The organism is Saccharobesus litoralis (genome assembly GCF_003063625.1).
Classification (GTDB): Bacteria; Pseudomonadota; Gammaproteobacteria; order Enterobacterales; family Alteromonadaceae; genus Saccharobesus; species Saccharobesus litoralis.
This window is the reverse complement of the sequence record NZ_CP026604.1, coordinates 1,351,893-1,363,539: the sequence shown is the minus strand read 5'-3', so window position 1 is coordinate 1,363,539 and position 11,647 is coordinate 1,351,893. Positions and strand designations below refer to the sequence as shown.

Annotated in this window: 6 protein-coding genes; 5 read left to right on the top strand and 1 reads right to left on the bottom strand. The window is 42.1% G+C overall.

Annotated features, from left to right (window positions below; translation table 11 throughout):
* The first annotated feature begins 18 nt into the window (after nucleotides 1-18).
* From C2869_RS04750 to malE, 5 genes are all read left to right on the top strand, one after another.
* Nucleotides 19-2,145: a COG1361 family protein gene (locus C2869_RS04750; protein ID WP_108601863.1), complete on the top strand. Its 2,127-nt coding sequence runs from the start codon at nucleotides 19-21 to the stop codon at nucleotides 2,143-2,145.
* A 131-nt stretch (nucleotides 2,146-2,276) separates the two neighbouring features.
* Nucleotides 2,277-3,815: a tryptophan halogenase family protein gene (locus C2869_RS04745; protein WP_228710766.1), complete on the top strand. Its 1,539-nt coding sequence runs from the start codon at nucleotides 2,277-2,279 to the stop codon at nucleotides 3,813-3,815.
* 12 nt (nucleotides 3,816-3,827) lie between these two features.
* The gene (locus tag C2869_RS04740; RefSeq protein ID WP_108601861.1) at nucleotides 3,828-4,550 is read left to right on the top strand and encodes a SapC family protein; all 723 of its coding nucleotides are present in this window, start codon (nucleotides 3,828-3,830) and stop codon (nucleotides 4,548-4,550) included.
* Between the two features lie 515 nt (nucleotides 4,551-5,065).
* Nucleotides 5,066-6,781, top strand: a complete 1,716-nt coding sequence (locus C2869_RS04735; RefSeq protein WP_108601860.1) for a methyl-accepting chemotaxis protein — start codon at nucleotides 5,066-5,068, stop codon at nucleotides 6,779-6,781.
* On the top strand, nucleotides 6,702-8,006 hold the full coding sequence (gene malE, locus C2869_RS04730) for a maltose/maltodextrin ABC transporter substrate-binding protein MalE (protein WP_159084039.1): 1,305 nt from the start codon (nucleotides 6,702-6,704) through the stop codon (nucleotides 8,004-8,006). The genes C2869_RS04735 and malE overlap by 80 nt, the downstream gene beginning before the upstream one ends.
* 670 nt (nucleotides 8,007-8,676) lie before the next feature.
* On the opposite strand, the gene C2869_RS04725 is transcribed toward malE, so the two are convergent.
* Nucleotides 8,677-11,418: a hypothetical protein gene (locus tag C2869_RS04725; RefSeq protein ID WP_108601858.1), complete on the bottom strand. Its 2,742-nt coding sequence runs from the start codon at nucleotides 11,416-11,418 to the stop codon at nucleotides 8,677-8,679.
* Between the last annotated feature and the right edge of the window lie 229 nt (nucleotides 11,419-11,647).

The window sequence follows — 11,647 nt, the reverse complement described above, 5'->3', positions numbered from 1 at the left end:
AATTATTGGTGATTTAAAATGAAAAAATTTAACAATACTCTATTGGCTGGCGCTATTGCAATGACGCTAGCGGGGTGTTCTGAAGATTACACTCCTTCACAAAAAGTTGAAAACGCTGCCCCTCAACATGGAGGCGATATTGCCGTAAGCATCGGTGAAAAAAATGAATTTGCTTTTTATCATTTATTGGGCTCACCTGAAGGTGGTGAAACCGGTGCAGGTATTGCAGTAGATAGTGATGGAGACTTTATTAAAATTGAAAACCTTTCTGTTGCTTATACCGACGAAAATGGTAATGAAGTTGATATTAACGCTGATGGCTTTGTATTGACTAACGGTGTAATGGTGAAGGTAACTCCATCAGTGTTTGCTGATGAATTACATACTGGGCAAACATATACGGCTACCTATAGCTATGATATTTCAGACGGCCGTGACTCTGTTAATCGAAAAATGACACTAACAGTCAACGGTGAAGACTTCAAACCAGAGTTTGAAAATATTTTACAGTCTTTTACTACGCTAGATACTGCTGGTGAGGTTAATTTGTTGTCGAATGTCACAGACGGTGACGGCGATACGGTAACATTGGATTTAAGCGGCGATAAAACGGTTACCGTGAACAATGACAAGGCAGTTTACTCACGTTCTGGCGACGTTATTACCCTAGACGTTCAGGCAACGGCTGCAGCGTTAAATATAGCACCAGGTGCATCGGCTGATGTTGTTTTCACTTGGTATGTAACCGATGGTTGGAATAGTGAAATGCGCACAGCAACTGTAACCGTGCAAGATCATCGAGTACCGCGTGAAGCACCACAAGTTGTAGCTGTATACGAAGCAACGGTAACGACTAACGATCCAATCCAAAAAGTTGAGTTAGATTCTGGTGTTTATTTCAATGACCGTAACGGTGATGACATCAATATCGACTTATCTGATATTAAACCGGTTGGTGATGCACCTAAGTTTGCGTTCAACAAAACGCAAGGCTCTGTATTAGCGGTTGATCCGGTTGATTTTTACGCTCACTTGCAAGACGGTGAAACTAAAACCTTTACTTACACCTTTGGTGTTGATGATGGCCCAGCTTCTGGTGAAACAGCCGGTGGCAATACAATGGATGCTGAATTTAAAGTTACGGTCACTAAAGAAGCGCCAGCTAATTTAATTTCTAACGGTGACTTTGAAACTGGCGATTTAACTAATTGGACAGTAAGTGACAATACTTTAGTTAACGTCCAAACCGTTGGCGACGCTTGGCAAGGTGGTAACATGTTGGTTTCAACGGCTGAAACAACAGCAGAAACCAAATTTGCGGTACAAGCGGGTGGCAGTTATTACGTAAAAACCACTGACCGTTCTAATGTACCAGCCAACACTTGGGGTCAAGGTGGCTTTTCAACTACGGTAGATAGTTATACTAAAGACTATAACTTCCATCCGTCATTCGACTCTGCCAATGTTGGGCAAGATTGGAATGATTATAAACACCAAGTCAGTTCATTTAGCGCTAATGCGAATGGTAATTCTACGTTTGAGATCAAATTTACCAGTTCAGCCAAAGAAGTTGATTCGGTATTTGCGGGTCGATATTCAACTGAAAGTTTGAATAACTTAGCTATTGTTAAAGATAGTAATGACAAACCAATTACAGATAGTATTGACTTTGAAGGTGGCACAGTTGGTAACTGGACCGGTTCTATTGCTGTAACGACTGATGCTAACTTAGTCCTTTCCGGAACAACTTCTGGGGTGTTATCCGCTTGGGGGGCAAACTTAACCTTACCAGCTGGTACTATCGAAAATGGCAAACAATATATTTTATCTGTCGATGTTAGGTTAACTGCTTATGACGCACCTGCTGGTAGTCAAAGCCCAATTCGTATGGATTTGGAAACGGCAGATGGAACCGCGGCGGTTCTTGGTGACCCAATTGCTTCTAAAGCGTTCCCTCGTGGTCGTAACTTCTTGAAGCAAACTCTTGGTGGCGTGACTAAGGTTGAACGGTTTATCGACCCAGACTCATTCAATAATGTTAATGATTGGGCGACTAAAGGAGTACGTATTTCCTTTAGCCCAAGCTCATGGAACGGTATTGGTGAGTTAATTATTGATAACGTGAAGTTAATTCAAGTGAAGTAAACGACACTGTGTCATTAGCCTAAAGCCCTGCAATCGCGGGGCTTTTTATTTTTAGTATAAAAAAAGGCTTACAAGCGCTATCTTTGTTCTAAGCTTAGAGCTTAAGTATTTGGAAATTAAAGAAAATGTCGATGGTTAAATCTTTAGTGATTGTGGGTGGTGGTACGGCTGGATGGCTCACCGCAGGTATTTTAGCTGCGCAATTTCAGTCTAGAATTCAAGCTGGTCAATTATCAATTACGTTATGTGAGTCTGCTAACGTGCCGACTGTTGGGGTTGGTGAAGGAACTTGGCCAACCATGGTAACTACGTTAAAAGCCATGGGCATATCAGAGACAGACTTTCTTCGACACTGCGAAGTTTCGTTTAAGCAAGGCTCAAAATTTGTTAACTGGGGGACAGAGTCTGGCGATTTTTACTATCATCCGTTTGATATACCTAACGGTGCCTTTGAAGGCTTGTGTCCAACTTATTGGTTAAATACTGCTAGCGGTACGGCTTACGCTCAACAATTTTCATCCCAATTTGATATTTGTGAAGCAGGGTTAGCGCCTAAAACCATTACTACGCCAGAGTATGCGAACTACGCTCATTATGGCTATCACTTAAATGCCGGCGCATTTTCAACATTTTTACAAAAACATTGTATCGCTAAGTTGGGTGTACGCCACTGTGTTGATGACGTGACCGACGTTACGTTGGCGACTAATGGCAATATCGAATCCATTAGTTTAAAAGAATATGGTGTATTAGCTGCAGATTTATTCGTAGATTGCACAGGGTTTAAGTCTCTCTTGTTAGGTAAGGCGCTGAATGTCGAATTTGTCGATGTTAACGATGTGCTATTTGCCGATACCGCGTTAGCAGCGCAAGTCGCTTATCCAACGGATGACGCGCCAATAAAGTCTTACACGCAATCTACAGCGCAGGATGCAGGGTGGATTTGGGACATTGGCTTACCGACTCGACGTGGAGTGGGGCATGTATTTTCTAGTCAGCACATGGATGAAGATAAAGCCATTAAAACGCTGGAACACTACATTAAACAATCTGGCGGCACATTTGATCCCGACACGATCAGAAAAATCAGTTTTAGAGCCGGTCATCGAAAACATTTTTGGCATAAAAACTGTGTTGCTATCGGGTTATCCGCAGGCTTTTTAGAACCGTTAGAAGCCTCAGCTTTAGTACTCGTGGAATTGTCAGCCAATATGTTAGCAGAACAATTACCGAATACGCAGGCGGATATGCCCATCAGAGCACAACGATTTAACGACAAGTTTGCTTATCGCTGGAGTCGTGCGATTGAATTTTTAAAATTACATTATGTGCTGAGTGAACGCCAATCGGCATTTTGGCAAGATAATAGAGCAGCAGAGTCTATTCCTTCGCGATTACAAGATTTGCTTACTTTATGGCAGCATGATGTGCCGAAATTGACTGACTTTGACGCGACTGGTGAATTATTTCAAGCGGCGAGTTATCAATTTGTGTTGTATGGCTCGAGCTATCGCAGCAAGTTATTGCAAAACGTTGAGGCAAGTCATATGCAATACATTGAGCAACAGCTTCAGCAAAACCAACTCAAAACCCAACAATTACTTTCCACATTACCTTCAAATAGAGAGCTGCTTAATAAGGTTCAGAAATTTGGCTTTGCAAAAATTTAGATAGGAGACGTTATGACAGATTTAAAACCAGAACAACTAGACCCGAAAAAACATTCACAAATTTATATTGATACCACGCATTATGATACACCCAATAATCACGTTAACTCTTGTGTAGTGACTGTGGCTGAGTTAGCCAATTTAGTCCATGAATATCCTATCTTTATTACTAAAAATAACCATTCAGGGCTGTTTCAGCTTAGTGCTTTATTCGGTTTAAAATCCGGTGAAAATTTGTATCTACAAGATAACTCATGGCGGGCTAAATATTTGCCGATGGAGATTTTACGTAGACCCATTCAATTAGCCCAAGACGAAAACGACCCGCAAAAAGCGACATTTGCGTTAGATATGAATAGCCCACAAATTAATAATCAAACTGGCGAGCGATTATTTACAGATAATGGCGCACCAACTGATTACTTACAGCGTATTCAAACTATGTTTTCGCAATTAATCTCTAGCTCTCAGCAGACTCAAAAAATCCTACAAACGGCTGCGCAGTATGATTTGATTGAACCGGTAGAACTTAACATTAAGTTTGAAGGCCAAGAGCAACCTGTTTTAGGTGGCTTATATTCTGTCAAAGCCGAGAATTTAAATACGTTGACTGGCGAGGCGTTGGAGACTTGCCATAAAACAGGTGTGCTGCAAATTTGTCATTTGCTCCTGATTACCGCAACGCATTTAGATAAGTTAGTGCAATGGGCAAACGAGAGAAATAAAGCGCAATAAACAGCAGGTTTAGCTTCAAAAAAGATGATATTTAGTTTTTGAAGCTAAGCTTATGATTTTATTGAATATGTTCCACGTGGAGCATTTTTTATTAACCATTTTATATCAATTATATTCTTTTCAAGTTCTGCAACGTCTATTTGATAGGCTTAAATTTGCAACATGGTCGTGTCGTGGTTCGCTTCGCTCAAGACGACCTACGGTTAATATTTCCTTAATTTATTTATGACCGCTTTGTGCCTATGGCTGTTTGTTCGTTTGCCTAACTCTAAACGTCAGATAGGATCGACTACATATCATTTGTCGGTTTTCAACCCACCTCCTACCTTAATCAACAATAAACTAACACTTTTTTAACTTTGGAATATACTTATCTTAGGTATGTATAGTGGACGTTTTCATCTTTAAGGCTTAAGCAAATCAAGCGCTTGTATTTTAATCTCCTGCTACATCATTACCGCTTAGTTAGACACATTAAAAACTAAAGTTCTAGTTAGAACACCTAAAGGCTTTATATGAACTTACAACAGAAACTCATAGTTTCGATGGTCATCATTGGTTTGCTGGTTATTGGTAGCTTAACTTTTATTTTTACCTCGACCACTGGCGTGGCCAATATAGCTGAAGAACAGAAAATTCAGGTTAGTAAGCAAAGCCAACAGGTTATCCAGTTACAGGATAACGCGAGTAAAATAGCGCCAGCGCTTACATTGATGAACCAAGTAGCAGAGCTAAAACAAGAACTAGCGCTTGTGCAATATGCTTTTGCCAATGCTAGTTTAACCTTAACAACCAGTGATTTAGTGCGGGCGAATAGTCAAATGGATGCGCTGTCACCTAAAGTCATCAGCTTTTTAAACAAATTCCCCGAATTATCAAATGATATGCCTGCTATCGAGGATGCGCTTTGGGCTTCGCGTATTTACGGCAATCAAATGAACCAGTTCTTATTAAATGATTTATCAGCTATCGCGGGTGACATGGCGGTTGGTTTACGTAATCAAATTAGTATTGTTTCTCAAACACTGGATAAGTTAAGCCGACAAAGTACTGACCAAGTAACGGCCAATGTTGCCAATGTGGTAACTAATATCAACGAAGTGAATAAGAGTGCGCAAGCAGTAAATAAAGGGGTTGAAACCATAGACGAAGAAGCAGACACCGTCAGTCAGTTAGTGGTTATAGTGAGTGTTATTCTAATTGGTATTTCTACTGTCGTGGTTATCTCGTTTACTCGCACGCTGCGTAAAGCCACCAAACAAGTGGTATCTAAACTGGCCGAAATTAGCCAAAGTAAAGATTTAGCTATCCGTATTAACCGCCAAGAACAAGATGAGTTGGGGCTTATTGCCAACGACGTTGACGCTATGATGGCGACCTTTCAGCAAGTCGTTCAGCAAGTCACTCAAACGGAAATCAGTGTCGGCACTGAAATAACCCAGATGAGTCAACGTAGTGATGACTTAAACCAACTTATCGGTAATCAGCGCCAATCGCTTGAAGCGGCTTCGGCTTCTGTTACTGAGATGTCGGCTTCCGCCGAAGAAGTGGCAAAGAATGCTGCCGTGACAGCCACGACAACCCAGCAAGCGAATCAAATTGGTCAAAATGGTTCGGATGTGGTTAACGCCAGTATTCGCAACATTCAACATTTAAGTGATCAATTACATAGCTCGCAACGCAGTGTTAATGAGCTTGCTCATGATGTATCGAGTATCAGCGGTATTTTAGAAGTGATAGAAGGCATTGCTGAACAAACTAATTTACTGGCGTTAAATGCTGCGATTGAAGCGGCACGGGCTGGCGAGCAAGGCCGAGGCTTTGCTGTTGTGGCTGATGAAGTTCGCTCGTTAGCCAGTCGAACCCAAGACAGCACGGTTGAGATCCGTAAAACGATTGAAAGCTTACAGTCAAAGACATCGTTAGTGGTTGATTCAATGCAATCTTCGATTGAAGCCAGTTCAGAAAGTGTGTCGCGCGCGCAAGAAACCAATAAAGCCATTGAAGATATTTGCCAATCATTGACCGACATAATGGATTTAACCCAGTTGATAGCAACGGCAGCAGACCAACAATCAGTGGCATCGGCAGAAATTGCCAACCAAGTATCAAATTTGTCTGACGCGTCATATGATTTACTGCAAGTGGCCAATGAAAATCAACAAGGTGGTCAACGCATGTCACAACAAGGCCATGCTTTACACTCTGCTATTTCAATCTTCCATTCGTAACTGGGAAACGACTTTAATGAATACCATGTTCCGTAAAATATGCACAATCAGTTTACTTACTGCGAGTTTCCTTGTTGCACCATTTGCCAATGCTTGGGTTAAAGATGAGTTGGTGATATGGACTAAACCAGACGATTTTGGCAATGATGGTTTTAAAAAATTAGCGCAGCGCTTTGAAAAAGAAACCGGTATTAAAGTCACCGTTGTTGTGCCTGAAAACAAAGAAGACGACCAAGCGACTCGCGATTATAACCGCCAAGTTGTGTTAAAGCGTGGCCCCGATATTTTTTTGCGCACGCACGATAGAGTCGGCGAATTAGCTCAAGCTGGGCTAATCGCACAAGTCAAACCAAGTCAATCAACCCTCAACTCAGTTAATAGTAATTACTGGAATGCGGTGAGTTACGATGGCAAGCTTTATGGTTACCCAATAGCGGTAGAGGGCGTTACGCAAATCTGTAATGCTGATTTGGTGGCAAAACCCTACGAGACTTTAGCCGCTGTTGAACAAGATATTCCCCGTTTACGTAAGCTGGGTAAAAAACCACTTATCTGGGATTATATGAATAACTACTTTAGCTATGGCTTTGTCACCTCTGAGGGGGGATTCACATTTCAGTTTAGCAATGGTAGTTATAACCCTGCTGTCACTGGCGCGAACAATCGAGGCGCTATCACCGGTGTTACCGCGATCAAACGTTTATTAGACAAAAATTTATTACCGAAGAAAGTGGATTACGGGGTAGTCGATAACGCGTTTAAGCAAGGCCAAGTCGCTTGTATTGTTAATGGACCTTGGTCTTGGGGCGATTATGAAAAAGCCGGTATAGATTTGCTGATCGGTAATCTACCAAAAGTAAAATCTGGTACACCCAAAGTATTCATTGGTGTGTTATCTGCGATGCTAAACCCGTCTTCACCTAACCAAGTATTGGCAAGTCAATTTATCGAACAATACTTCACCCAGCCGTCGGGTTTAAAATTAATAAACGACGATAAAGACATGGGAGCCGTTGCTAACAAAACATTTATGAAGCAACTTGCTAAAGGAAATAAAAAACTCGCTGCGGCCAGTCAAGTGTGGGACAACGGCGAGCCAATGCCAAATATTCCCAAAATGTCCCGCTACTGGACGCATATGGATACGGCTTTATATGAGGTGATGGTTAAAGACCAAAGTGTTGCTAAATCTTTGAACGCTGCAGCGAGTCGAATTACAAGGTAATGCCGTTAACTTAAGCCAAAGTAGGTTGGCGCTGAGCTTGCGAAGCCCAACACAAGCCGCGGTTTTGCTGGGCTTCATTCTTCAGCCCAACCAGAAATCGTTAACTTAATGGCATTGGGTCGGTCTTTAGGCCGATAGGTACGCTAGTTACAGCGATTTAAATATTAGTTTGTGGGATTTTTGTTGCAGACAGATCCCAAGTACCAAATCCAAGTTACTTATACACAAGTTTCAGAAGCGCTCTTTTACGTCAATGGGGTGAAATTTTATCTCCGTGGTTTAGGAAGATACCTTCGTCATTCTAGCGCTCGTGGGATCTAGTAACTTTTGTTAAAGACACTAGGTTCTTGCATGTGGCTTACTTGGGGTGACCCGACAAAGGCTCAAAATCTAAAGTTATGTGGCTATCGAAAACTATATTTCTTGCAGCGTTGCTACAATTGTCGAAATAAATTTCGACCTACACGGATGTAGGGTATGCAGTTAAGCGTTTGGAACAGCGAATGGCGACTTACAAGGGGTCGACAGATTATTTCTTTCTCGAAGGGGCTGTAGTACTAATAGACAGAGATTTTATAGGAATAGAGTTTAGTATAAACGTGTTAAATAATTAGGGCGTGTCGACGAAGGTGCAACACGCCCTAATGTTTAAGCTTTTATAACAATGAGTTTAGTTACTACGCGCTAACGCTTTGCTGGTATTAAATACCTGCATAGCCGCACTGGCTACATAGCCGCCGTCATCATTAAATTCAATTTTGATTTTGTTGCTACCTTGTAGAGCCGAGTAAGGTACTGGGATCTCAATCGCACCAAAGAAGTTGTCGCGACCAGTATGGACTTTACCTTTGGTTTGGTCATAGCCTCTAAAATCACTTGGTACAGTGACTGCGGTGTCGTTAACTTTAACGGTTGGTAATAATGATTTACCGTGATCGCGGCCAATGGCTAAGCGTAAAATGGCTTCACCTTGCGAGCCTAAGTTAACGTTGTTGATATCAAACTCAATCTCAGTGTTTGCTGAAATCGGCTTGAGATATTCAGTCGCGTAATATTTTGACTCTTCATTGGTTTGATCAATCGTGACATCGTTAGCAAAAGTGACTTTGATGATCATGGTTGATTCCGCATTTAACGTAACCGTACTTGGAATACCAACAGGGTTAGTTTCGACAATAGATGACACTTGATCATCGTCTTTCGACGCAACTAAGTGTTTTATATTAACCCCAGCAACCGTATTGGCGTTTAGGCCTAACGTATTGAGTTTGATTTCTTTGTCTTCAAACTCAAGGCTGTTGAGAATGATATAAGCGTCTTTACCATCAACATAACTGTCAACTTGAATATCCAAATCCGATGCCCAAGTGTCTACTCGGGTACCTTTGACTTCGGCCCATAGTTGATAGAACAAGATGAGATCAGAATAAACCCAGTCAGTTTGTGTATCGTCACCTGTACGTTCGAATTCTTGGATCATTAAACGTGGACCATAAGGATAGAATGGCGCTTCTTTTTCACGCCCCCATTCGGCTTTAACCACAAAGAAAGGAATGGTTTTAGCGATTACATCTGGACGCTCTAAGAATGACATTAACATTGAGTTAGCAGCACGCATTTGATAGGTATTGCGAGCGGCGCTCCAGCCTTGTTTATACATACAATGAATAGCCGCGCCGTATTCCGATACGACGTAAGGTTTCATTTCGCCTAGTTTAATCCGGCTGTAGTGCTCCATCATATCCATGGTGGCTTCCATGTTACTGCCTTTGCGGTATTTTTCCGTTTGGCCTAAACAAGGAAAGTCGTACAAGTGAATAGCATAGAAATCCATATTGGCACCGGCTGTATCGATAAATAATTTATCTCTGTCATGCCAACGTTGGAAATTGTCTTTGTCAAAGTCCGGAAAGGCCACTGTATAGCCACCGACTAAAATATCGTCGTTTTCTGGTAACTTACGGATCTCGGCTGCCACCGTATTATGGAAATCAAAAATGACCTTAGGATCGACTTTTTCACTACCAGTTCGGTCAGTCACTAAGTCATATAAGGGTTCATTCATGACTTCAAAATATTTAGGCTTAAGGCCACCATCACCACCGGCTTTCTTACGGTAATAGTTCGCTAAGTAGTGAGCTAAGTAGTGACCCGTGGCTGTACCTAATGGCTCGGCGTCGGAATCTGTGGTTGAGAAGGCCCAGTCTGGGACAAGATTATCATTCTCATCCTTTACTAGCGTCTTGACTAACGTGCCCTCAGGCCAAAATGGATGCTGCTGCGCCCCTTCAATATTGTCTGTACCGCGATCTTCAATGGTACGACCTATTTTTAATGATTCGCTCCAAGTACCATTTGAATAAGCCCAACGTGCGTTACCGCCTTGTTTGCTAAGTGATGCTTCGTCAGCAAAGCCGGGTTTACTTGCATCTTGCTCTACGTTGCGTAACTGCCATTTATTGGCACCGGTCGAGCGGCCAAAATATACATCGTAATCAGTAACGAAATTTACCGCTAAGTTTGGATCTTTGTTATTCGCGCCGAGGCTATGGTTGTCACCTTGTCCCCAATCACCTTCTGATTGAGTGGAGTGAATAGTAATGTATTTGCGGCGATCAAAACTGTCGATGCCACCAATCGAGTGCTTAGTATCAAAGTTCACATCGACTTGAATACCGCTAAATGCTGCCGCTGTGGTAGCGGTAAACACTGCGTTTACGCCGCCTATGGTTAATGTCGCTTGTACTGCGCTGTTATCTTGACTGGCACTAGTTAAACGCACTTTCACTTTTTGATTATTGGTAATCGTACCTGCGTTAGTGGTATAACTCGCGCCATCAATGGCGTATTCACCACCGCTGATATTAATAGTGGCGGCGGCATCAATACCGGTAACCGTGATCTCGTTAGATTCGATAACGCTGTTTTTCGCAACATCGGTTTGCGCGCTAAAACTAAAGGTATTGGGCGTGGTATCGGGTGTATTGGCCGCAAGCGTGGTGACATTAAATTCGTCACTGACACCACCAATAGTTAATGTTGCTTTGGCTTCGCTATTGTTGGTACTGCTACTGGTTAAGCGCACTTTAACACTTTGATTATTGCTAACCGTACCGGATGCACTGGTAAAACTACCATTGCCTATGGCGTATTCGCCGCCGCTAATACTGATAGTGGACTCGGCATTGATACCATTAACGGTAATAGCCGCAGACGTGATTTGACTGGCTAAAGCGACGTTATTTTGGTCGATAAAAGTAAATTGATTGGGTGTGGTATCGGTTTGTGGCTGACCGCCGTTTTGTCCATCGTCAGATGAGCCGCCCCCCCCGCCGCAAGCGGCTAAAGCTAGTGATGTGACAATGGCTGTGGTTAAGGACGTAAACCTGTGTTTTCCAGCGCGAACTTTCATATGTGCCTACCTAAATAGAATTGTGCTGTTTGTTTTGCTTGAACAGAATTCAATGACTCTGTTTAGGGTATTACTATATGTCATAAATAGATTGTTAACAATAGATGGTGTACAAGTTGCAGGTTTTGGATAAATGCAACACAAAGGTAAACAAAGTGATTAAACAAGTGAAAGCCTTATAAAATATAAGCTTTATCTCACTTTAAATTGCGTTAATGCCGTCCACGTT

Coding starts and splice junctions, on each gene's coding strand:
- C2869_RS04750 (WP_108601863.1), top strand. CDS start 19: ATGAAAAAATTTAACAATACTCTATTGGCTGGCGCTATTGCAATGACG.
- C2869_RS04725 (WP_108601858.1), bottom strand. CDS start 11,418: ATGAAAGTTCGCGCTGGAAAACACAGGTTTACGTCCTTAACCACAGCC.
- C2869_RS04740 (WP_108601861.1), top strand. CDS start 3,828: ATGACAGATTTAAAACCAGAACAACTAGACCCGAAAAAACATTCACAA.
- C2869_RS04745 (WP_228710766.1), top strand. CDS start 2,277: ATGGTTAAATCTTTAGTGATTGTGGGTGGTGGTACGGCTGGATGGCTC.
- C2869_RS04735 (WP_108601860.1), top strand. CDS start 5,066: ATGAACTTACAACAGAAACTCATAGTTTCGATGGTCATCATTGGTTTG.
- malE (WP_159084039.1), top strand. CDS start 6,702: ATGAAAATCAACAAGGTGGTCAACGCATGTCACAACAAGGCCATGCTT.